Genomic DNA, 22,834 nt, shown 5'->3' on the forward strand with positions numbered 1-22,834 from the left:
ACGTGGTCGCCTCTTGGCTGGTACTCGTCAACAACTTGCCGACAACTCGCCGTAGATGGACGTCAGTTGTAACGTTTGGTCGTGACCCAGGAGAACGTGGCAGTGAACGGCAGGAAGCGCTCCGCCCAGGAGATCGCCGACAGCCTCCGGGAGCGCATCCGCACCGGCGATCTCAAGGCGGGCGACCGGCTGCCCACGCAGGCCGAGCTGGCCGACGCGTTCGACGTGGAGCGCAGCACCGTTCGGCTGGCCCTGCGCGCCCTTCAGGACGACGGTCTCCTGAGCAACGTCAGCAAGGGCAGCCCCCCGCGCATCGCCCATCCGCCGCCCACCCAGGGCGGGCCCCAGCCGACGATGGTGGCCCTGGCGCCACGGCTGGCGGAGGCGTTCGCGGCCCGGCACGTACGGGTGGACGCGGCCTGTCTGACCGCCGAGACCCTGATGCTGGCCCTGGGGGACCCGCTGCGCAGCATCCACGCGGGGCAGCTGAAGCCGGAGTCGATCGAGGTACGCATCCTGCTGCCGTCCCGGAAGATCGACCTCGCGTTCCCGGTGCCGGTCGACGGGCGCGGCGACGCCGACCCCGACCCCGTGCACCGGCGGTGGCTGGAGCAGCGCAACGCCCAGGGCCAGGTGCTGCGCCACAACCTGCGTTCGCTGCGCTCCTCGCACGGCATCGACGTGCACGTCACCTTCAGGGCGCTGCCATTCACCCCGCCGGTGAAGCTGTATCTGCTGAACGAGACCGAGGCCCTCATCGCCTACTACATGGTCTCGCGCCGCGAGGAGACCACCGACGGCGAGACCCTCGACATGTACGACGTGCTGGGCACCGAGTCGCTGCTCTTCTCCTTCGGGCGGACGGCAGGTGAGCGGGACGCGGCGTTCGTGGACGAATCGCAGAAGTGGTTCGACGCCCTCTGGGAAACCATCAGCACGGACCTGACACTCTCCTAGTGACTTCTGATACGACGCAGACCGAAGCGGTGCCGGAAGAGACCGAAAATGACCCCGAGGAACTCCGGGACCTGATCACCCGCCCCCGTGTCGTCCTGTGGGACTTCGACGGGCCCGTCTGCCGTCTGTTCGCCGGGCATCCGGCGCACGACGTCGCGACCGACCTGCTGGACTGGCTCGCGGCGCGCGGCCTGGGCGAACTGCTGACCGAGGACGAGCGGGACACCGACGATCCGCATGCCGTCCTGCGCGCCGTCGACCGGCGCCACCCGGGCAGCGACCTCGTCGCCGAGCTGGAGGAACGGCTCACCCGGCACGAGTTGACCGCCGTTCCGGCCGCCTGGCCGACGCCCTACGCCGATCCGCTGATCCGTACCTGGACGGCGGTCGGTACGCGGCTCGCCGTCGCCACGAACAACTCCGCTCGGGTGGCTCGGGCGTATCTGGAGGGGCGCGGGTTGTTGGGGTGTTTCGCGCCGCATCTGTACGGGCGGACGCGGGAGTTGCATCGGCTGAAGCCGGACCCGCACTTTTTGCGGCAGGCGCTGGGGGGGTTGGGGGTGGCGCCTGGGGCGGCGCTGATGATCGGGGATTCTGTCTCCGACTGTGAGGCGGCTCGGCGGGCCGGGGTGGCGTTCTTGGGCTTCGCCCGGGATGGGGGGAAGGCGAGGGTCTTGAGGGAGGGGGGTGCGGGGGTCGTGACGACGTCGCTTCTGCCTGTGCTGCGGGTGCTGCGGGGGTGAGGGGTGCGGCGTGGCTGGCGGTGCGTTGTCGGGTGCGGCGCCGTCGGGGCTTGTTGCGCCCGCGCGGTGGAGCCGCATATCGATACAGCCCCGCGCCCCTGAAAGACGGGTTGTGGGCGGGTGCGGCGCCGTTGGGGCTGGTCGCGCCCGCGCGGCGGAGCCGCATATCGATACAGTCCCGCGCCCCTGGGGAGGGCGGTGAGTTGTCGGGTGCGGCGCCGTTGGGGCTGGTCGCGCCCGCGCGGCGGAGCCGCATATCGATACAGTCTCGCGCCCCTGGAAAGAACGGTGCGTTGTCGGGTGCGGCTTGTTGCGCCTGCGTGGGGGAGCTGCGTATCGATGCAGTCTCGCGCCCCTTTCCGGCGTTGTCGGGCCGTTGGTTGTGTGCTCGGGGTGAGCTGGGGGGTTGGGGGGGTCCGTTAGCATTTGGGGGTGGTCTGAACGTTCTTCTTTTGCATCCGGAGTAGCCCGTGGGCGCAGCATCTCCTTCCCACGTCGGCCGGGCCGCCAGTGAGTTCCTGGCGCTGGCGCGGACGCAGGGGGTGGCCGTCCCCGGCCATCACCACCAGAACTACGTCCTGCCGCTGACCCCCGAGATGGCGGCGTTGGTCGGCCGGGCCACCGGGACGAACGTCACCGTGCGCGTCCGGCGCCCCGACGCGCTCCCCGTGGTGATCAGGACCTGGCCCGACGAGGCGCCGGTGCTCGACACCCTCCGGGGGGTCCTGCCGCACGTTCCCCGCTGCCTCTTTCGAGGGAACGGCTTCGTCGTCCACAGCCATGTGGACGGCGTCCCCCTCTCCACCGTCCACGCGAACGACGCCCCCGTCGCCTCCCCCCTCGTGGCCGAACTGGCGCGGCAGCTCGCGCTGTTGACGCGGGTGCGCCGGGAGTCGTTGCCCGAGTTGCCGTCGGGGCGGCCGCCCAACCGGGACAGCCAAGGGTTTCTGCGCACGCTGGCCCACGAGGCGGACGTTCAGATCCGGCGGCCCAACTGGGCGTTATTCGGCGGGTTGTTCGCGGCCCTCGGGCTTCCGGAGGACGCGCTCGTCCGGTTCGCCGAGCGCGTCCCGGCCCTGACCCGGCGGCCGTTCAGCCTGCTGCACGGCGATCTGCACCGCGACAACCTGATCCTGTCCCTCGACGGAGACCCGCCCCTGATCTGCGTCGACTGGGAACTCGCGGCCTACGGCGACCCGTTGCACGACCTCGCCACGCATCTGGTGCGGATGCGGTACCCGGCCGGGCAGTGGCCCGAGGTCACCGGGGCGTGGGAGCGGGCGATGGGGGAGGCCAGGCCCGCCGCCGTCAGCGGCCTCGCCAAGGACCTGCGCCACTACGTCGACTTCGAACACGCCCAGTCCGTCTACCCCGACGTGATGCGCGCGGCCGACTCCCTGCGCGGCCGCCCCGACCAGCGCGTTCTTGACGAGGCCACCGGCGCGGTGCGCGACGCGCTGCTCCTGGCCGCCGAACCGCTCCGGCTGCGCAACCTCCCCGAACCCGCCGAGATCGAGGGCATCCTCTTCCGCTGGCGCGCCGCACACCCCGGCACCGGACCGGACGGCACCCGGGCCCGCCCCACGATCCGCTGGAGCCGCGACCGGCGCCTGCGCACACGCGACGACTTCCCGGCGGCGGCCGTCGACCGGGCCCTCGTCGAGGAGGGCGCGGCACCGGCCCACCGCGTCTTCAAGGGAACGGCGCACCTCAACACGGTGGTCTGGGTGCCGGACGTCGATTTCCCGGTCGTCGTCCGCCGCAAGGTGGGCCGGCAACTGCGCCGCGAGCCCCGTTATCTGAGCGAGCACGCGGTGCTCGGCGCCATCGAGCGGTCGGGCGTCGAGGTCGCCGCGCCCCGGGTGCTGGCCCTGGGGACCAGTTCGCGCGAGGACCCGTTCGCCATCCACACCTACGTCGGCGACCGGGACATCGACCGGCTGCCGAGCCACCCCGTGCACGGGCTGCTCCCGCACGAGGCCGACAGCCTCGTCGACCAGCTCCGCGCGCTGACCAACGTCGACTACAAGCAGGTCGACCCGGCGGCAGGCGAGGGCGGCTTCCACCGCTGGCTGCGCGAGCAACTGGTGCTGCTGGTCTCGGAGTTGCCCAAGGACTCCCAGCAACTGGCCCGCACCCTCGGGCTGCCCGACGCGGAACGTCTGCGCGAGATCCTGGCCCGGCACGAGGTGAGCCACCGCGCGCCCGCCCTCCTGCACGGCGACCTCAACCCCTGGAACCTGGTGCGCCGCGACGACCGCCTCGCCCTCACCGTCATCGACTGGGAGATGGCCCTGGTCGGCGACCCCCTCTACGACCTCGTCCGCCACATGCACCTCACCCCCACCCGGCCGGAGATCCGCCACCGGATGTTCCGCCGCTGGGAGAGCGGTCTGCCCGAGCGGTACACGGTCGGCTGGCAACGGGACTGGCGCGTCTACCGCTGGGTGGAGATCGTCCGCTCCGCCTACGTCGACCTCGACCGGCTGGTCACGGGGTCAGGGCTGGACGCGCCCAACGTCCGCCGGGCGGTGGACTCGTACGCGATGACCCTGGCGGCCGCGATCAGCTCCCTCGGCCTGCCCTCCCGAGCCACCCCCAACCCGCACCTCTCCCGCACCCTCACCTAGGGGACGGGGCCGTAGGGGACGGACATTAGGGGGCAGTCCCTAGGGGACGGGCCGTGGGGGGCAGCCCGTAGGGGGCGGACCTTAGTGGACGGCCCGTGGGGGTCAGCCCGTAGGGGACGGGGCGTCGGGGTTCGGCTCGGGTCGGCCCGTAGGCTCGCGGCCATGAGGAAGACGGGTGCGGGTGGGTCGGGCGAGGGCGGGACGGCCGCCGGGGTGGACGCCGGTGCGGTCGGGCTGCGGGAGCGCAAGAAGCGGCGGATGTACGAGGACGTCTCCGACACCGCCGTTCGACTGTTCCTGGAGAAGGGGTTCGACGCGGTGTCGGTCGCGGAGGTCGCCGCCGAGGCCGGGATCTCCAAGCCGACGCTCTTCCGGTACTTCCCGGCCAAGGAAGACCTGGTCCTGTACCGGATCGCCGATCACGAGGACGAGGCCGCCCGGATCGTCGCCGGTCAGGCCGAGCCCGTCGCCGCGCTGCGCCGGAACTTCCTCGCGGGTCTGGAGCGGTTCGACCCCGTCACCGGGTTGTGCGAGGTGCCCGAGGTGCTCGCCTTCCACTCGTTGCTGTACGGGACTCCCTCCCTGGTCGTACGGGCCTACGGGCACATGGAACGATCCGAGGAGGCGTTGGCGCGGGCCCTCGGCGGCACCCTCGACGCACGGCTCGCCGCCGGGCAGATCATCGCCGTCCAACGGATTCTCGCCCTCGACAACTGGCGCCGGATCGCGGGCGGCGAGCGCGCGGCGGACGTGCGGGAGAGCGCGGTACGGGCGGCCGAGCGGGCGTTCGGCGTGCTGGAGGGGGCGGTGCGGGGGCTGCTGGGGGAGGACGGGGAGGACGGGGAGGGGTGACCCGGCGGTCGGGGCCCCGGCGGTCTGGGGCCCCGGTGGGGTGGTGGCCGACCTCGGTGGGGTGGTGGCTGGGCTCGGCGGAATGAGTCTCGGTAAAATATTTAACCGGGTAACGTTTTCTGGTTACCCTGGTCCGTATGACGTCAGCCGACCCCGCGCGCCCGCCCTCGCCACCGCCCTCGCGCTCACACCCGCCCTCCCCTCCCGACCTCCGTCGCGCCCTCGCCGGTGAACGTGCGCATCACGAACGGTGCCGGGCCGCGCTCGCGGCGATGGTCGACGGGGCGGACGAGCAGGTTGTCGCCGGGGAGGACGTGTCCGCGTCCGGCGCCGATGCCGAGGTGCTCGGACACCGACTGCGCAGCAAGGCGAAGGAGATGCGCGAACTGCCCCAAGGCCCCTTGTTCTTCGGCCGGTTGGACTTCGGCCCGGACGCCGGTGACCATGCCGGGCAGAGCTACCGCATCGGCCGGTTGCGCATCACCGAGGAAACGGCCGCCCCGCCCCTCGTCGTCGACTGGCGGGCCCCCGTCTCCCGCGCCTTCTATCAGGCGAGCGCCGGTGACCCGCGAGGCGTCGAGGTGCGCCGGCGCTTCGGGTGGGCGCCCGGCAGCCTCGGTGACCCGGCCGATCTGACCGGCCTGGAGGACGAGCCCCTGGGGAAGGGGAAGTCGCAGGTCAGCGCCATCGTCGCGCGGGAGATCGAACGGCCACGGGTCGGCCCCATGCGGGACATCGCCGCGACCATCCAGCCCGAGCAGGACGACCTCGTCCGCGCCGGAATCGGCGTCTCCGTCTGTGTGCAGGGCGCCCCGGGCACCGGCAAGACCGCCGTCGGCCTGCACCGCGCCGCCTACCTGCTCTACACCCACCCGCATCGCATCCGACGCGGCGGCCTGCTGGTCCTGGGCCCGCACCGGGCGTTCCTGTCGTACATCGCCCAAGTCCTGCCCGCGCTGGGGGAGTTCGAGGTGCGGCAGGCCACCCTGCGGGACGAGATCGCCCGGCATCCGGTCACCGGGACGGACAGCGCGCGGGCCGCCGCCGTCAAGCACGACGCCCGGATGGCGGAGGTGCTGCGCCGGGCCCTGTACGCCTGGGTGGGCGGCGGCGAGGTCAACTCCCTTGCGATCGCCGATGGTTCGTACCGTTGGCGGGTGTCGGACGAGCAGCTCCGGCAGATCGTGGCCGACGTCCGCGCCGAGCAACCGCCCTACGCCGTGGGCCGGGAACGGGTACGCACCCGGGTGGTACGCACCCTGCGACACCAGGCCGAACGTCGTGCCGGACCGCAGACGAACGCCTGGGCCCAGCGGATGTCACGGGCCCGGCAGGTGAGCGAGTACGTCGACGCCGTGTGGCCACGGGTCCGCCCGGACCAAGTGGTGGTCCAACTCCTCTCAGAGGCAGCGGTGTTGGCGGAGTCGGCGGACGGACTGCTCGACGCGGACGAGCAGCGGGCCCTGCTGTGGGACAGGCCGCCCCGGTCGTGGAAGTCGGCGCGGTGGTCGGCCGCCGATCTCGTGCTGCTCGACGAGGTCGCCGGGCTGATCGAACACCCCGAGGGATACGGGCACATCGTCGTCGACGAGGCGCAGGACCTCTCCCCGATGGAGTGCCGGGCGATCGCACGCCGGGCCGCGTTCGGTTCGCTCACCGTCCTCGGCGACCTGGCGCAGGGCACGACCCCCTGGGCCGCCCGCAGTTGGCGGACCTCCCTGCGCCACCTCGGTGTGCCGGACGCCTCCGTCGTGCCGCTGACCACCGGATTCCGGGTCCCGGCGGCGATCGTCGGGCTTGCCAACCGGCTCCTGGAACGGCTCGACGTGGACGTGGAGCCGGGTGAATCCCTGCGCAGGGACGGTGAGTTGAGGCTGCGAGAGGTGACGGGCGGCGGGTTGGCGGGGGCGGTCGTGGACGCCGTTCGCGACGCGCTGGCACGGGAGGGCTCGGTCGGGGTGCTCGCGGCGGACGCGGACGTGCCGTGGGTGCGGGAGGAGTTGGAGGCGGCGGGGGTGGGGGAGGTGGCCGAGGGTGTCGTCGGGTCCCGACTCTCGGTCGTTCCGGCCTCTCTGGTCAAGGGACTTGAGTACGACCACGTCGTCGCCGTCGAACCGGCCGCGATCGCGGAGGCGGAGGAACGCGGCCCCCACCGGCTGTACGTCGTACTGACCCGAGCGGTGTCGAGGCTGGACGTGGTGCACGAGCGCCCGTTGCCGTTCTAGCGGGAACGGGCGGGCAGTTGGCGCGGACGCGGGGGCGCGCAAGGGCCGTTGTCGTCCTGGCCGGGGTGACGACAACGGCCGACCGGGGTCTTACGAGGCGTCGAGGAGGAGGGGGATCAACTTCTCTTCCTCGACGACGGAGGCGATCTGTTCGTGCGCCTCGCGCAGCCGCGCGAACACCGGGGCCGCCTGGAGAGGTGCCAGCGGTTCTCGTGCGGCAGCCGGCCTCCAACGCCCCTTCCCTCAACGGCCGTTCGCGTCCGCGAGGATCGCCTCAAGTCGGGCTCGGCACTCCGTCGCGAATTCCGGGAACGTGTGCCGGTAGTAGGTCAGTCCGCTGAGGGCGATGGCGAGGGACCAGGCGCGGGCGCGGGTCCAGGTCGGGGTGTCGAGGTCCAGGGCGTTCCAGTAGGCCCGGCGGGCCGGGGGCGGGAAATCCCAGAGCGGGGCGTGTTCGGCGTCGGGGGCGCCGACGGTGAGGCCGCCGAAGTCGATGACCGCGTGCAGCGCACCGCCCCTGACCAGCAGGTTGGTGGGTTTGAGGTCCCCGTGGAGCCAGCCGTGCGGCGCGGCCGGCTCGGGCAGGGCGCGGGCGGCCTCCCACAGCCGGCGCAACGTGTCGAGGTCGAGTTCCTCGCCCAGGGTGGCCCGGCAGGCGGCGAGATCCCGGCCGACCTGTTCGTCGCAGGCGCGCAGGCTGCCGCCCCGGTACCCGTCGAGGCCGTCCGCGCGGGTCGCCCCCATGAGGTCGGTGGCATGCAACTCCCTTACGAAGGACGCCAGTTCCTCCCCGAACGCGATCCAGTCGTGGACGGTGTCCTGGCCCGGTTCGGTGCCGTCGATCCAACGGTGGACCGACCAGACGAGCGGGAAGACGTCGGTCGGAGTGCCGGTGTGGACGGGCTCGGGGATCGTGCGGGTGAGGTGCGGCGCGAGGCGGGGCAGCCAGTACTGCTCCTTGCGCAGGGCCCGCGCGTTGTCGTGGGTGCGGGGGAGCCGGACGAGGAGGCCGTCGCCCAGCCGGTACAGGGTGTTGTCGGTGCCCGCGCCCGCCCAGGCCAACGGCAGGTCGGCCCACTCGGGGCGCTGCGCCGTCAGCAGGGACCTGACCAGGGCCTCGTCGGCCGGGATCTCGTTCTCGTGAAGCATCACGCCGGAAGTCTCACGGCTGGGGGAGCGGCAGGCCACCGGATAACGCGGGCCACCGGATAACGCGGGCCACCGGATAACGCGGGCCGCCGGGTAACGGGGGAGGCTGCTCCCGGGCACCGACCCCGGCGCGACCGCGCTGCGCCGACTCTTCGCCCGCCGCATGGAGTTCGACGAGGTGAACCGCTCGTCGTCGTTCGGCGTCCTGCATTACGGTGAACTCAGCTGTGCTGTCAGGCTGGTTGAACGGGTGGAGGACGGTCGTGGGGTCGGAGCCGTGGGCGGAGCTGGGTGAGGCGGTCGGCGCGATCCGTGCCCAGTTGCAGCAGGCCATGGAGGAGGGCGCGGGCGAACCGCTGGCGTTCCGGGCGGGGCCGGTGGAGCTGGAGTTCTCCGTCGAGGTGCGCAAGGAGGCCGGGGCCACGGCGAAGGTGTTCGTGCTGCCCTGGTCGGCGGAGGCCCGTGGCACGGCCGGCTCCGGCACCGTCCAACGGATCAAACTCACCTTGCAGCCGGTCGACGACGCGGGCGAGGACGCGCGCATCCACGCCCGGTCCGCGCAACGGCCGTTGTGAGCATCGCGGCCCGCTGACGCACTGAGCACGGGGGTGGGGGATGGATCAGGCCCGGGTCGTCGAAGTATGGGCTCCCGACGGCGGGCGGGCCGGTACCGGGCGGGTGGGTACCGGGTATCTGCTGGCCGAACGGCTGGTGTTGACGTCGTTCCACGTGCTGGCGCACGTGCCGCCCGGCGGGCGCGTCGAGGTCCGGCCGCTCCAAGTCCCGCAGCGCACCGGGTGGTTGGCGGCGACCTGGTGCTGGCCGCGCCGACCGGTGGACCTGGATGCTGCGCCCGACCATGACGCCGCGCTGCTGGTCATCGAAGGCCCGCACGGGGTGGGCGGGTTGGAAGGGGCGGTCCGGTTCGGGCGGATCACCGGCCAGGACACGGTGCCCTGCGTGGGGCTGGGGTTCCCGGACGCCGAGGCGCGTCCCGACGGGCGGCGCGACACCATGCCGGTGCGCGGTCACGTGGACGCCCTGCACGCACGCCGGTCGGGCATGCTCACCGTGCACGTCGACACGGGCGTCGTGCCCCGCGCCCGGGCGGGCGGTTCGGGCTGGGCGGGCAGTTCGGGAACGGCGTTGTTCTGCGGTCCGTCGCTCGTCGGGGTACTGGCCACCGACCGCCCCATCGCGCGGGACGCCAGTGTGCTGGGCGCGGTCGCCCTCAGCGCCCTGGCCGGGCTTCCCGGATTCCGCGACACCCTGGCCGAGCACGGGATCGACCTGCGCCTGGAGCACGCCAGCCCGACGGCCCGGCTGCTGACGGAGTTCCTGACGGCGGCCCACCGCGCCGCCGTCGAACACCCCTACGCCGGTGTCCTGCCCGGCACCGCGCCCCCACTCGCCGCCGTCTACCTGCGCCAACGGGTCCGGCGGCGGGACCACGACGCCGCTGCCCACGGCGCCGTGTCGGGGGCGACGCCCGCCGACGCCGTTCTCGCCGATCCGCCGACCTGCGTGGTCGTGGCCGGTCCTGGCGGCGGCAAGTCCAGCCTGCTGCGCACCCGCATGGCCGAGGGCGCCGCACGGTTCCTCGACGGCGAGGGCGGCCCGGTGCTCCCGGTGCTGGTGCCCGCCGCCGCCCTGACCGCCGAACTGCCCCTGCGGCGCGCGCTGTCCGAGGCGGTGACCGCAGCCCTCGCCCACCATGGCCTCAACGACGTCGTCCCCCCGGAGCTGTTCGCCACCGCCCCGCAGCCGGGCGTGCGCTGGCTGGTGCTCGTCGACGGCCTGGACGAGGTCAGCGACCCGGCGGCGCGGCACCGGGTCCTGACGAGGGTGGCCAGGGTCGGAGACGGCGACGACCGGGACCTGTACCGGTTCGTGATCGCCACCCGCCCCCTGCCGGACGGCACCCTGGACCCCCTCGGACCCGACGTGCCCCGCTACGACCTGCAACCTTTCGGCGACGACGACCTGCCGAGGGTCGCCGACGGCTGGTTCAGGGCCGTCGGTCTGCCGGACCCCGGGGACGCGGCGGAGCGGTTCGCCGTGGAGCTGGACCACAGCCGCCTCGCGGCCGTCGCCCGGGTGCCGTTGATGGCCGCGATGCTCTGCCAACTCCACGCCACCGCCCCCGACCAGCCCCTGGCCGGCGGGCGCGGGGAGATCTACGACCGCTTCACCACCCTCCTCCACCGGCACCAGCACGCCTTCGACGCGTCGGCCCGCTCCGCCCGCCTCCTCGCGGGCGTGGACCGCTACGGCCCCGCCGCGTCCGCGCGGGCCGAGGCCACCCTGAACCACCTCCCCGCCCTCACCGGTCACCTCGCGGCCGCCCGCCAGCAGTCCGGCGACACCCGGCCCGCCGTCGACATCGTCCAGTCCCACCCCAGCGCCCGGCGCCCCGAACGGGTACCCGCCGACGACTGGAACGCGTTCCTCGACGCGGCCCTGCGCGGCAGCGGCCAACTCACCGCACACTCCGGTGACCTGGTCTTCCTCCATCAGACCCTCCAGGAGCACCTCGCCGCCCGCCACGTGATGGACGACCCACGCACCGGAGCCCAGGTGCTGCGCCGGGTCTTCGACCAGTCCGACCGGTACGGGCCCTCCGGCCGCGACCTCGGCATCGCACCCCGGGTGTGGGGCACCAGGTACTGGGAAACCCCGCGTGAAGACCCCTCCTACGTCGGTTTCCTCCTCGACGCCGCGCACCTCAGCGGGGTCACGGCGGGCCCCCGGTACCTCAACCGGCTGGCCCGCTCCGGCGTCCGGGGCTGCGACTTCATCTCCGAGCTGGCCCAGCTGGGGACCGCCCTCCCCGACCACCTCCTCCGCTCCACCGCCGACCGCCTGCACCGGCTGGCCCGGAACAGATCCCTGGACGGCGACGACCGCGTGGACGCCGCCACCTCCCTGATGGACGTCGGAGACGCCCGCGCCGCCGACCTCCTGAACGCCCTGGCCACCGACCCCGACCTGGACGACATCGACCACATGAACGCGGCCGACGCACTGGCGGAACTGGACGACCACCGCGCCGCCGACCTCCTGCACGCCCTGGCCCAGGACACCGGCGTGGAGAGCGACGCCCGGGTGGGCGCCGCCATCTCACTGGCGTACCTCGACGACCCCCGTGCCGCCGACCCCCTGTACACGCTGGTCAACGACCCGACCCTGAGCTGGGATTCGGAACGTCTCAACGCCGCCGCGGCCCTGGTGCATCTCCAGGACCCCCGTGCCGCCGACGCCCTGTACGTCCTGGCCCAGAACCCCGCCCTGTCCGGCCGCGACCGCCTGGACGTCGCCTGTGAGCTGGCCGAACGCGGAGACGCCCGCGCCGCCGACCCCCTCTACGCCCTCGCCAACGACGCCACCCTGGACATCCGCGACCGCCTGGACGCGGCCAAGCCCCTGGTCGCCCTCCTGACCGACGCCATGACCGACGCCCCGACCCTGGCCGAGCCCCGCCTCCTGGCCCTCTCCGCCCGCGTGGACGCCGTCCACGCCCTGATCGAACGCCTGGGCACCGACCTGTCCGACAACCCCGTTCTGGACACGGGCTACCAGCCCCGGCCCGGCCGTTCCACGTGAGGCGCACACGGAGGACAGGCCTGTGCGACAGGAGGGGCAACGGTTCCCCGGCCACGCCATCCTGATCAGACAGAACGGCCCGGCCCACGTTCCGGGCGCCCGCGATCACATGCCGGCGGACGAGGCGCCGCTCACCTGCGGTGAGGCTGGGCGTCAGGCCGAGGGGCGGGGCAGTTTGACGGCCACGGCGTCGAGGACCCAGTCCAGGCCGGTCGTGAAGGACGTCTCGGCGTCGACGTCGGTGCCGTCGTACACGACCTTGGCCAGGGCCGGGAAGCGGCCGGAGGCCAGCATGTTCGTCACGTGCGGACCGTGGGCGCGCTGCCAGTCACGCTTGGACAGGCCCGTGGCGCGCTCGGCCCGCAGGTTCGCGACCTCGCGCCGGATCGCGCCGATGAAGTAGGCGCTGACCGTCTCCACGGCACGCAGAACGGTGTCAACGTCGGTGAGGTCGTCGAACGCCGACAAGGTGGCCTCGGTGACGGCGAGGCCGTTCGGGCCCAGGGTCGGACGCCCGCCGAGCAGATCCGCCAGCCACACATGACGAAGGGCGGTCTGCCGGGTGCGCTCGGCGAGGCCGCGCAGGGCCTCCCGCCAGTCACCGGGCCGCTCCTCGGGGAGGATCTCGGCCTGCACGGCGTCCACCATGAGGTCGAACAGTTCCTCCTTGGTGGAGATGTATCGGTACAGCCGCATCGGACCGGCGTCCAGACGGGCCGCGACCTTGCGCAACGACACCGCCTCCAACCCGCCCGCGTCGGCCAGGGCGAGGGCGGCGGCGACGATCCGCTCCCGGTCGAGCGGCACGGGGTGAGTCGGCGGCTCCGGCCGGTCCCAGACAGTCATGCCCACACCGTACCGGTGCGATACGGCATACCGGTGCGATGCGCCGCACTCTTGCGATGCGATGTATCTAGTCAATACAGTGTATCGACATGAGACGACGCATCGCAGTGGTCGGGGGCGGCCCCGGCGGCCTTTCCTTCGCCCGTGTCCTGCACCGCCACGGCCACCCCGTCACCGTCCTCGAACGCGATCCCGGCCCCGACGCCCGTCCCCCGGGCGGCACGCTGGACCTGCATGAAGGGATGGGCCAGCTCGCGCTGGAGAAGGCGGGGCTGCTGGCGGAGTTCCGGGCGCTGTCCCGACCCGAGGGGCAGGCCATGCGCATCCTGGACACCGACGGGACCGTCCTGCGCGACTGGCCACCCCGCCCGGACGACCGGGCCAACCCCGAGATCGACCGCGGTCAACTCCGTGACCTGCTGCTCGGCCCTCTCGACGTCCGGTGGGGGTGGGAGGTGACGCGGGTGGTGCCGGGGGGCCGGGACGGCGTGCGGGTCCACTGCGCGGACGGGCGTCAGGAGACGTTCGACCTCGTGGTCGGCGCGGACGGCGCCTGGTCCCGGGTCCGCCCGGCCCTCTCGCCGGTGACCCCGCACCACACCGGCGTCACCTCGGTCGAAACCTCCCTGGACGACGTCGGCACCCGCCACCCCGACCTCGCCCGGCTGGTCGGCGCCGGTTCGATGGCCGTGTACGGCGTCAACCGGGCGCTCGTCGCCCAGCGCAACAGCGGCGGCCACGTCAAGGTGTACGCCCAGTTCCGCGCGCCGCTGGAGCGAACGGACCTGGACCTGGCGCTGGCCGACGTCGAGGAGGCGCGGTCGAGCCTGCTGGCCCTGTTCGACGGCTGGGCCGCTCCGGTCCTCGACCTCCTGCGCCACGGCACCGAGTTCGTCCCGCGCCCCCTCTACACCCTGCCCGTGTCCCACACCTGGCCCCACGTCCCCGGCGTGACCCTGCTCGGCGACGCCGCCCACCTGATGCCCCCCTTGGGTGCGGGCGCCAACCTCGCGATGCTGGACGGCACCGACCTCGCCGAGTCCCTCACCACCGACCCCACCGACCTCACCGAGACCATCCACGCCTTCGAACAACGCATGTGGGCCCGAGCGAACAAATGGGCGAGGATCACGACGACGGGCCTGAAGCGCTTGGTAGGCCCGGACCCGGGAGAGGCGCTTGCGCTGTTCGATGGGGTTCAGGGGGGCTGAGCTGCGCCGGCGGTTCGTCGGGTCCCCGGGTTGGAGTACTTTTGCAAGCGGGGTGCTTGCAAGAGTTAGCAAGGGTGGGGCATGGTGGGGGTATGGCATCGCTCAACGTCGGCAACCTCGGCGAGTACCTCCGTGAGCAGCGGCGCACCGCGCAGCTGTCGTTGCGGCAGCTCGCCGATGCCGCCGGGGTGTCGAATCCGTATCTGAGCCAGATCGAACGCGGGCTGCGCAAGCCGAGCGCCGAGGTGTTGCAGCAGGTCGCCAAGGCGCTGCGGATCTCCGCCGAGACGCTCTACGTGCGCGCCGGCATCCTCGACGCCGAGCGGGACCGGGACGAGGTCGAGACACGTGCGGTCGTCCTCGCCGATCCCACGCTCAACGAGCGGCAGAAGCAGGTGCTGCTCCAGATCTACGAGTCCTTCCGCAAGGAGAACGGGTTCGGGATCGAGGCCGATACGGAGGGACCGGAGGGCGCCGACGAGGTTCACGTCGATGACGTCGAGCCTGGTGAGGCCGCTCCTCCGCCCCGCGGAAGACCCCGTACCACCCAGAACGACGACCCGCAGCAGTCCGACGGCTGACCGGACGCGCCCGCAGCGCGTCGCACCGGCGGCCCTCGTCCGACGCGGGACGACAAAAACCCTCAGCTGACAGCGACCCCGGGAGGACCATCACCATGGCCATCACCGACGACCTCCGTAAGACCCTCAGCGACCCGACGCCGCTGTACTTCGCCGCCGGCACCGCCGACCTGGCGTTCCAGCAGGCCAAGAAGGTGCCCGTGCTGGTGGAGCAGCTGCGCGCCGAGGCGCCCGCGCGGATCGACGCCGTGCGCAACACCGACCCGAAGGCCGTCCAGGAGAAGGCCCAGGCCCGCGCCAAGGAGGCCGGTGCCAAGGTCAAGGAGACGCAGGAGACCTTCCAGGGCAAGGTCTCCGAGTTCATCAACTCCCTCGACGGCGACATCAAGAAGCTCGGCAGCACGATCGACGCCGACCTGAAGAAGCTCGGCGAGTCCGCCCAGGACCTCGCGCTGCGCGGGGTCGGCGTCGCCGCCGAGTACGCCGTCAAGGCGCGCGAGACCTACGAGAAGGTTGCCGAGCACGGCGAGCAGACCGTGCGGACCTGGCGCGGCGAGGCCGCCGAGGAGATCGAGGACTTCGCCATCGCCGTCGAGCCGAAGGCCGAGCCGGTCGAGGTCAAGGAGGAGAAGCCCGCGCCCGCCCCGGTCGCCCCGGCGCCGGTCGCCGCCGCTCCTGCTCCCGCTCCCAAGAAGGCCGCCGCCAAGAAGGCGCCCGTGCGCAAGCCCGCCGCCAAGAAGACGACGCCGCCCGCGAAGTAGCGTTCAGGCGTGTTCAGACGGTCATAAGTGGTCGTAGACCGTCGCAAGATGACCAAAGAAGAGAAATAGCTTTCAATTGGGCGGGTCGGGCACTCCTGGAGAGTCCGGCCCGTTCATCCGGTAGCGGGTCGTGCCAACGGGTACGGTGACCGCGTACGGACGAGTCGACTCGGGTGGTGGACGTTGTGTTGATGCAGGGGTTCGCAAGCTTCATGTCGCTGCTGAGCATGGCCCTGCTCGTGTTCAGCGGCTTCGCGTTGATCGACGCCGCCACGCGGCGCACGGACGCCTACCGCGCGGCCGACAAGCAGACCAAGCCGTTCTGGATGATCGTCCTCGCCATCGCCTTCGTGGTGAACCTGATCTTCGGCATCCTGTCGTTCCTGCCGGTCATCGGCCTCATCGCGACGATCGTGTACATGGTCGACGTGCGGCCCGCCCTGCGCGGCCTCTCCGGCGGCGGGCGCAGCCGGAGAGGCTCCAGCAGCGACGGCCCCTACGGCCCGTACAACGGCGGCCGGTAGGGACCGGGGCGGCGCGGACGTCACGGCGTGCGGTCCAGGAGCAGGACCGCCACGTCGTCGGTGAGTTCGCCGCCGTTGAGGTCGCGCACCTCGTTGACGGCGGCCCGCAGCAGGGCCTCGCCGCGCAGGCCCTCGGCGAGCTGACGGCGGACCATCTCGACCATGCCGTCCTGGCCGAGCCGTTCGAGGCCCGCGCCGGTCCGGCCCTCGATCAGACCGTCGGTGTAGAGCATCAGGCTCCACTCCGCGCCCAGCTCCACCTGCATCCTCGGCCAGCGTGCGCCCGGCAGCAGGCCGAGGGCGGGGCCGTTGTTGTCGTAGGGGAGCAGCTTGGCCGGGCGGCCCGGGCGGGCGACCAGCGGCGACGGGTGACCGGCCAGGCACAGGCCCGCCCGGCGGCCGTCCGGCGCGATGTCGACCGCGCACAGGGTCGCGAAGATCTCGTCGTCCGACCGCTCGTGCTCCAGGACCTGCTGGAGCGTGCCCAGCAGTTCGTCGCCGCACAGGCCGGCCAACGTCAGTGCCCGCCACGCGATCCGCAGCTCCACGCCGAGCGCCGCCTCGTCCGGGCCGTGGCCGCAGACGTCGCCGATCATGGCGTGCACGGTGCCGTCCGGGGTGCGGACGACGTCGTAGAAGTCGCCGCCGAGCAGCGCGCGGGACCGGCCGGGGCGGTAGCGGGCCGCGAACCGCAGCGGGGAGCCGTCGAGCAGCGGGGTCGGCAGCAGGCCGCGTTCCAGGCGCCGGTTCTCCTGCGCGCGGACCCGGCCCTCGGCGAGCCGTCGTTCGGCCGTGTCGGAGCGCTTGCGTTCGACGGCGTAACGGATCGCGCGGCTCAGCAGGCGGGCGTCCAGTTCATCCCGGAAAAGGTAGTCCTGGGCGCCGACTCGGACGGCTTCGGCGCCGCGTTCGGCGTCACCGGAGGCGGTGAGGGCGAGGACGGCGTGCCGGGGGGCCAGTTCCAGGACGTGCCGGAGCACGGCCAGCTCGTCGGTGTCGGCGAGGTCGGGCCGGCCCTGCGCGGGCAGCGCGAGGTCCAGCAGGATGCAGTGGACGTCGTCGGTGAGCAGCCGTTCGGCCTCGGTGAGGTTGCGGGCGCTGCGGACCCGGATGGGGCGGTCGGCGGCGTCGCGCAGTTCGGGCACGACGGTGGTGCCGCCGGGGTCGTCCTCGATGAGGAGCAGCGTGAGCTGGGGGCCTGGGCCGCCGGTGGCGCCCGCGGGCGTGCCGGGGGTGCTCTTGGGCAGGGGGCTCTGCGGCGCCGGGGTGTGCGGCGTCGTGGTGCCGGGCGTCGTCGGGCCGGGCTGTGCTGCCGTGCCGGGCTGGGCTGCGTCGCGCGGGGCCGGGACGTCCGGCGTCGCGGTGTCGTGCGGAGCCGTGGTCTGCGGGGCCGTCGTGCTGTCCGGAGTGTGCGGAGCCTCTTCCATGGAGGGGCCGCCACCGGGAGGCGCGGCCGGCGCCTGACCACACTCCACGGCCGGGATGGCTCGCTGCCGTGGTACGGGTACGGGCATCTTCCTGGGTTCCTTCCCTCCCCCCGAGGGCATGGCGGAGCGAGGGACCTCGAACCACCGACGGGGACCATAGCGGTAGTCGGCGCCACAGTGGAATGGCGCGGGCCACGGCCCTTGGCACCCAGCCACCGTCATATGCCGCGATCCGTAACGCAGTTGGACAGGGGGCCGGGCAGGGGGGATGACGAACGTCACGTCCCGCCAGAGTTTGGGATCAAGCCCGGGTGGGGTGGGTCACGTGGCGCGGGTCTCATACACACGGTTCCGCGCCGACGGCCGGATTCCTGCGGGCGGTTACGCGTGAGGTGCGGTTCGGTGGGGCTGGGGCCGGTTGCGTGTGAGGTGCGGTTCGGTGGGGCTGGGGCCGGTCTTGCACGGGGTGCGGTTGGGTGGGCGTGGTCGTGCACGCACGGGGTGCGGTTTCGTGGGCCTGGTCCGACGGGGCATGTGGTCTCAGGCGCTCGGTCTGAGGCGATGCCTTGTCTTATGCGTCGGGTTCGAGGTGACGGCTGGTCTCACGTGCCCGTCCCCGCGTGGGCATTCGGGCTCGCGCGTCCGGCCCCGCGTCGGCGTCCGGGCCCGTGTTGGTGTCCGGGCTTGCGTGTGCAGGCTGCGTTGGGCTGCGTGCGCCGTCGGCTCGCGTTGGCCGGGCTTACGCGTCTGGGCGGACCACGCCGAGGATTGGCATGGAGCCGGCGCCCGTGAGGGTTACCGTGCGGCCCGGGCGGGGGGCGTGCACGATGGTGCCGTCGCCGACGTACAGCGCGACGTGGCTGGCGTCGGCGAAGTAGATGACCAGGTCACCGGGGCGCATGTCCTGCACCTTGACGTGTTTCAGCTGCTTCCACTGTTCCTGCGAGGTCCGGGGGATCGGGGAACCGGCGCTCGCCCAGGCCTGGGACGTCAACCCGGAGCAGTCGTAGGTGTCCGGGCCCTCGGCGCCCCACTCGTACGCCTTGCCGATCTGGGCGGTGGCGTACGCGACGGCGTCCTTGCCCGCGGCCGACGCCTTGCTCCCGACCTCGTCGAGAACGCCGGAGTCCAGCCATGCCGTCTGCGCCTGCTGAGCGGCCGCCGCCTCCAACTCCGCGAGCCGCTCCTTCTCCCTCTTCGCCAGCCGGGATTCGAGCTTCTCGGCCTCCGCGATCCGCTTCTTTATCTTCTTGCGGGCGCTGTCCTTCGCCTTGCGGTGCGCCTCCAGCTCCTGCCACTGGGCCGAGGCGTCCTGGGAGTACTGCTCCAAGTCCCGCTGGGTCTGGGCCACTTCACCGATCAGGCCCTTGGTCGCGCGCTGCGCCTGGAGCACCCGGCCCGCGCCGTTCAGAAACGTGCTCGGGTCGTTGCTGAGCAGCAGATAGGCCTCGTCCGGCAGGCCGCCGTTGCGATACTGGGCCGCCGCCGCAGCGCCCGCGCGCTTCTTCAGATCGGCCAGTTTCTTCTGGCCCTCGACGATGCTCTTCGCCACCTCGGCGATCGCCGCGGACTGTTGCTCGGACTTCTCCTCGGCCGCGTTGTAGGCGTCCGTGGCGACGGCGGCCTCGTGGTAGAGCTTGTCCAGTTTCTCGCGGACGGTCTCAAGTTCCTTGTCAGCGACGGGAGTTGGTGAGGCGCCGGGGGAGAGGGAGGCCGAGGCCGACGGTGACGGGTTCGGGGTGGGGGCCGCGAACGCCGTTGTCGGTGCCGCCAGCACGGTCAGCGCGGTGACCGCGCAGACGACGGCTGTGGCGGACGCGAGGGTCGTGGCGACGGTGAGTAGGCGGCGGCGCCTGGGCGTGCCCGCGCCCATACCCGCGCCCATACCCGCACCCTTGTCCGGGCCCGCGCTTGGACCCGTCCCCGTACTTCTACCGGCCCCCGCCCCCACACCGGACCTCGTTCTCGCGCCCGTACTCACACCCGCACCCGTGCCCATGCAAATTCCCCCACCTGGTTCACTGTCAGTTACTTAAGGTCACCCGGGGGATCGTGCCACGGTGTTGCTCAAAACGACAGAGGTTGCCGGAAGTCGGACTTCCCCTCCCTTCCCGGCCCCCGTTCGACAAGCCCCCGCGCTGAACTCCCTTGCGCTGAAGGCCCCTTGACTAACTCCCCATGGCCCCCCGCGGCCAGCTCCCCGTGACGATCTCCCCGCCTATGCGACGAACCACGCATGGGGATCGTTCCCGGCACAACGGAACGCGGGACGCCGTTCACCCTGGCGGGGTGCCTGTTGACGAGTCCCCTAGGGGTTGCCCGGTGCCCTCGGGTCAGCCCCTGGGGGCCAACGCCCCCCACCGCACGGTGACTTCGCCCTGGCGCCAGCGTGTCGGGCCGTCGGTCACCGGCCAGTCGGCGGTCAGGGCGCGGACGGTGCGCAGCCAGCGTTGGCGGGCGCCGTAGGAGGCGTAGGGCGCGGCGGCGGCCCACGCGCGGTCGAAGTCACGGAGGAAGGCGTGCACGGGCTCGCCGGGGACGTTGCGGTGGATGAGCGCCTTCGGGAGCCGTTCGGCCAGGTCGGAGGGGCGGTCCAGCGAGCCGAGCCGGGTCGCGAAGGTGACCGTCCGGGGGCCCTCGGGGCCGAGCGCGACCCACACGTGCCGGCGCCCGATCTCGTCGCAGGTGCCCTCGACGAGCAGCCCGCCCCGGGAGCCGCTCGCGGGGTCGGCCGGGGCGAGGCGCGCGCAGAGCCGTTCCCAGACGGCGGCGACCTGGTCCTCGTCGTACTGGCGCAGCACGTTCGCGGCGCGTACCAGGGACGGGCGCCGGGTGAGGGGGATCTCGAAGCCGCCGTGCCGGAAGACGAGGCCGTCGCGCTCGTAGGGTTTCGCCGCCGCGACCCGGGCCGGTTCGATCTCGACGCCCACCACGCGCGCGTGCGGGGCGACGGCGCGCAGTCGGCCGAGGAGTTCGACGGCGGTCCAGGGGGCGGCGCCGTAGCCGAGGTCGACGGCGACCGGGTCGGCGGCGCGGCGCAGCTCGGCGCCGTGGGTGGCGGCGATCCAGCGGTCCATGCGGCGCAGCCGGTTGGGGTTGGTGGTGCCGCGCGTCACGGTTCCCACGGGGCGGGCGGCGGCGCGGGCTGTCATGGCTACGAGGGTAGGCGGGGTCCGGAGGGGAGGGGAGGTGCGGGCTTCGGGTGGTGCGTGGGGGGCGTCGGAGTCGAACGGGTGGGCGGACAGGCGGGTGGGGTGGGTGGCGGTTGTCGAACGTTTGAGCGATTCAATGGCGCAAGGTAATGATTCGACAAAAAGCCGCGAGGGGGAATGGGAATCGGGCCGGTCACTGTTGAACCGCCTTGGAGGGCGTACCGGGCCCTTCTTCGGGCACGGCCGAAACGAGGAGGAACGCCACGTGAGCCAGTACGTCGGCAGGCTCGGGCGGCGCTCCCCGGTCGCCCCCTCGCGGCGCAGGCTGAACCGTCGCGCACGCCGCGTCGCCATGCTCTCCGTGCACACCTCGCCCCTCCACCAGCCCGGCACCGGCGACGCCGGCGGCATGAACGTCTACATCGTGGAGCTGGCACAGCGCCTCGCGGCGATCAACATCGAGGTCGAGATCTTCACCCGCGCGACCGCCGCGTCCCTCCCGCCGACCGTCGAACTCGCCCCCGGCGTCCTCGTGCGGCACGTCGACGCCGGCCCCTACGAAGGTCTCGCCAAGGAGGAACTCCCGGCCCAGCTCTGCGCGTTCACCCACGGAGTGATGCAGGCGTGGGCCGGTCACCGCCCCGGGTACTACGACCTCGTCCACTCGCACTACTGGCTCTCCGGTCACGTCGGCTGGCTGGCCGCCCAGCGCTGGGGCGCCCCCCTGGTGCACGCCATGCACACCATGGCCAAGGTGAAGAACGCCAGCCTGGCCGACGGCGACACCCCCGAGCCCGCCGCCCGCGTCATCGGCGAGACCCAGATCGTCGCCGCCGCCGACCGGCTGATCGCCAACACCGCCGAAGAGGCGGAAGAGTTGGAACGGCACTACGGCGCGGAGCGCGACAAGGTCGCCGTCGTCCACCCGGGCGTCAACCTCGAACGCTTCCGGCCCGCCGACGGCCGCGCCGCCGCCCGCGACCGGCTCGGCCTCCCGCAGGACGCCCTGATCCCCCTCTTCGCGGGCCGCATACAGCCCCTCAAGGCGCCTGACGTGCTGCTGCGCGCGGTGGCCGTGCTCCTCGACGAGCGGCCCGAGCTGCGGAGCCGGATCGTCGTCCCGGTGGTCGGCGGCCCCAGCGGCAGCGGCCTCGCCAAGCCGGAGGGCTTGCAGAAGCTCGCGGCCAGGCTCGGCATCGCCGACGTCGTACGGTTCCGGCCGCCGGTCGGGCAGGACCAGCTCGCGGACTGGTTCCGGGCGGCGTCGCTGCTGGTCATGCCGTCGTACAGCGAGTCGTTCGGGCTGGTCGCGATAGAGGCGCAGGCGGCCGGGACGCCGGTGCTCGCCGCCTCCGTCGGGGGGCTGCCGGTGGCCGTGCGGGACGGCGAGACCGGGTTCCTGGTCCAGGGGCACGACCCGGCCGCGTACGCGCGCGTGCTGGGCGCCTTCGCCGACGAACCGCACCTCGCCGCCCGCCTCGGCGCGAACGCGGCCCGGCACGCCCAGTCCTTCGGCTGGGACGCCTCGGCGGCGGCCACGGCCGACGTGTACACGGCGGCGACGCAGGCGCACCGGCGTCGCGTACGCTCCCTCCATGGCTGATCCCTCCATGGCCGGCTCCGGGCCCGACGCGCAACAGGCGGCCGTGGCGGCCGTCGAGGCCGTCCTGAACGACGACGACCTGGAGTGGGAGAGCCCCGAGCCCGGCACCTATGTCGTCAAGCTCCCCGGCACCCGCAAACTGTCGACGACCGTCTCCCTGCGCGTCGGCCGCCACTCCCTCTCCCTGAACGCCTTCGTCATCCGCCACCCCGACGAGAACGAATCCGGCGTCCACCGCTGGCTCCTGGAGCACAACCTCAAGCTGTACGGCGTGAGTTACGCGGTCGACCCGCTCGGCGACGTCTATGTCACCGGCCGTCTGCCGCTGTCGGCGATCACGCCCGAGGAGACCGACCGGCTGCTCGGCCAGGTCCTTCAGGCCGCCGACGGCGCCTTCAACTCCCTTCTGGAGCTGGGGTTCGCGTCCGCGATCCGCAAGGAGTACGCGTGGCGGGTGTCGCGCGGCGAGCCGACCCGCAACCTCGACGCGTTCACCCACCTCATCAACCGCCCGACGGCCTGACGCCCGACGGACTGTCCTTCAGGGCCCCAGTGGCTGACGGCTGCCTG

General features: G+C 72.7%; 18 protein-coding genes. 13 read left to right on the plus strand and 5 right to left on the minus strand.

Annotated elements, in window-relative coordinates; translation table 11 throughout:
- Positions 1-75 precede the first annotated feature (75 nt).
- From ACIQOU_RS28655 to ACIQOU_RS28675, 5 genes are all read left to right on the plus strand, one after another.
- The gene (locus tag ACIQOU_RS28655; RefSeq protein WP_401540905.1) at positions 76-957 is read left to right on the plus strand and encodes a winged helix-turn-helix domain-containing protein; all 882 of its coding nucleotides are present in this window, start codon (positions 76-78) and stop codon (positions 955-957) included.
- Positions 957-1,700: an HAD family hydrolase gene (locus ACIQOU_RS28660; protein WP_401540908.1), complete on the plus strand. Its 744-nt coding sequence runs from the start codon at positions 957-959 to the stop codon at positions 1,698-1,700. The genes ACIQOU_RS28655 and ACIQOU_RS28660 overlap by 1 nt, the downstream gene beginning before the upstream one ends.
- A gap of 596 nt (positions 1,701-2,296) precedes the next feature.
- Positions 2,297-4,330: a phosphotransferase family protein gene (locus ACIQOU_RS28665; RefSeq protein ID WP_401541293.1), complete on the plus strand. Its 2,034-nt coding sequence runs from the start codon at positions 2,297-2,299 to the stop codon at positions 4,328-4,330.
- Positions 4,331-4,588: 258 nt separating this feature from the next.
- Positions 4,589-5,182 (plus strand): helix-turn-helix domain-containing protein, encoded by a 594-nt coding sequence (locus ACIQOU_RS28670; protein ID WP_401541296.1) that lies wholly within the window; start codon positions 4,589-4,591, stop codon positions 5,180-5,182.
- A 137-nt stretch (positions 5,183-5,319) separates the two neighbouring features.
- Entirely contained in the window at positions 5,320-7,407 is a 2,088-nt protein-coding gene (locus ACIQOU_RS28675; RefSeq protein WP_401540911.1) for a HelD family protein, read from the plus strand.
- Between the two features lie 243 nt (positions 7,408-7,650).
- Here ACIQOU_RS28675 and ACIQOU_RS28680 read toward each other — a convergent pair whose 3' ends face one another.
- Entirely contained in the window at positions 7,651-8,559 is a 909-nt protein-coding gene (locus ACIQOU_RS28680; protein ID WP_401540913.1) for an aminoglycoside phosphotransferase family protein, read from the minus strand.
- A 260-nt stretch (positions 8,560-8,819) separates the two neighbouring features.
- Between ACIQOU_RS28680 and ACIQOU_RS28685 the strand changes: the two genes are divergently transcribed.
- Positions 8,820-9,131, plus strand: a complete 312-nt coding sequence (locus tag ACIQOU_RS28685) for a trypco2 family protein (RefSeq protein WP_401540916.1) — start codon at positions 8,820-8,822, stop codon at positions 9,129-9,131.
- A gap of 40 nt (positions 9,132-9,171) precedes the next feature.
- Positions 9,172-12,159: an NACHT domain-containing protein gene (locus ACIQOU_RS28690; RefSeq protein ID WP_401540919.1), complete on the plus strand. Its 2,988-nt coding sequence runs from the start codon at positions 9,172-9,174 to the stop codon at positions 12,157-12,159.
- Between the two features lie 153 nt (positions 12,160-12,312).
- Here ACIQOU_RS28690 and ACIQOU_RS28695 read toward each other — a convergent pair whose 3' ends face one another.
- Entirely contained in the window at positions 12,313-13,005 is a 693-nt protein-coding gene (locus ACIQOU_RS28695) for a TetR/AcrR family transcriptional regulator (RefSeq protein ID WP_401540922.1), read from the minus strand.
- 89 nt (positions 13,006-13,094) lie between these two features.
- Here ACIQOU_RS28695 and ACIQOU_RS28700 point away from each other — a divergent pair, with 89 nt between their 5' ends.
- From ACIQOU_RS28700 to ACIQOU_RS28715, 4 genes are all read left to right on the plus strand, one after another.
- Positions 13,095-14,216 (plus strand): FAD-dependent oxidoreductase, encoded by a 1,122-nt coding sequence (locus tag ACIQOU_RS28700; protein WP_401540924.1) that lies wholly within the window; start codon positions 13,095-13,097, stop codon positions 14,214-14,216.
- A gap of 92 nt (positions 14,217-14,308) precedes the next feature.
- Positions 14,309-14,797 carry a helix-turn-helix domain-containing protein gene (locus ACIQOU_RS28705; RefSeq protein WP_401540927.1) on the plus strand — a complete coding sequence of 163 codons (489 nt, stop codon included), beginning with the start codon at positions 14,309-14,311 and terminating at the stop codon, positions 14,795-14,797.
- A 95-nt stretch (positions 14,798-14,892) separates the two neighbouring features.
- Positions 14,893-15,558, plus strand: coding sequence for a hypothetical protein (locus ACIQOU_RS28710; RefSeq protein ID WP_401540930.1), 666 nt, complete (start codon positions 14,893-14,895; stop codon positions 15,556-15,558).
- A 191-nt stretch (positions 15,559-15,749) separates the two neighbouring features.
- The gene (locus tag ACIQOU_RS28715) at positions 15,750-16,082 is read left to right on the plus strand and encodes a DUF2516 family protein (protein WP_401540931.1); all 333 of its coding nucleotides are present in this window, start codon (positions 15,750-15,752) and stop codon (positions 16,080-16,082) included.
- A 20-nt stretch (positions 16,083-16,102) separates the two neighbouring features.
- Here the strand turns inward: ACIQOU_RS28715 and ACIQOU_RS28720 are convergent, their stop codons facing one another.
- The 3 genes from ACIQOU_RS28720 to ACIQOU_RS28730 form a co-directional block, all read right to left on the minus strand.
- A complete protein-coding gene (locus ACIQOU_RS28720; RefSeq protein WP_401540932.1) occupies positions 16,103-17,596 on the minus strand; it encodes a PP2C family protein-serine/threonine phosphatase in 1,494 nt (497 codons plus the stop codon).
- Positions 17,597-18,248: 652 nt separating this feature from the next.
- Positions 18,249-19,382, minus strand: a complete 1,134-nt coding sequence (locus ACIQOU_RS28725; protein ID WP_401541299.1) for an NlpC/P60 family protein — start codon at positions 19,380-19,382, stop codon at positions 18,249-18,251.
- 460 nt (positions 19,383-19,842) lie between these two features.
- Entirely contained in the window at positions 19,843-20,661 is an 819-nt protein-coding gene (locus tag ACIQOU_RS28730; protein ID WP_401540934.1) for a class I SAM-dependent methyltransferase, read from the minus strand.
- 265 nt (positions 20,662-20,926) lie between these two features.
- Here ACIQOU_RS28730 and mshA point away from each other — a divergent pair, with 265 nt between their 5' ends.
- The gene (gene mshA, locus ACIQOU_RS28735; protein ID WP_401540937.1) at positions 20,927-22,264 is read left to right on the plus strand and encodes a D-inositol-3-phosphate glycosyltransferase; all 1,338 of its coding nucleotides are present in this window, start codon (positions 20,927-20,929) and stop codon (positions 22,262-22,264) included.
- Positions 22,265-22,271: 7 nt separating this feature from the next.
- Positions 22,272-22,787: a YbjN domain-containing protein gene (locus ACIQOU_RS28740; protein WP_401541301.1), complete on the plus strand. Its 516-nt coding sequence runs from the start codon at positions 22,272-22,274 to the stop codon at positions 22,785-22,787.
- Positions 22,788-22,834 lie beyond the last annotated feature (47 nt).

It is taken from the genome of Streptomyces sp. NPDC091279 (genome assembly GCF_044757465.1).
Classification (GTDB): domain Bacteria; phylum Actinomycetota; class Actinomycetes; order Streptomycetales; family Streptomycetaceae; genus Streptomyces.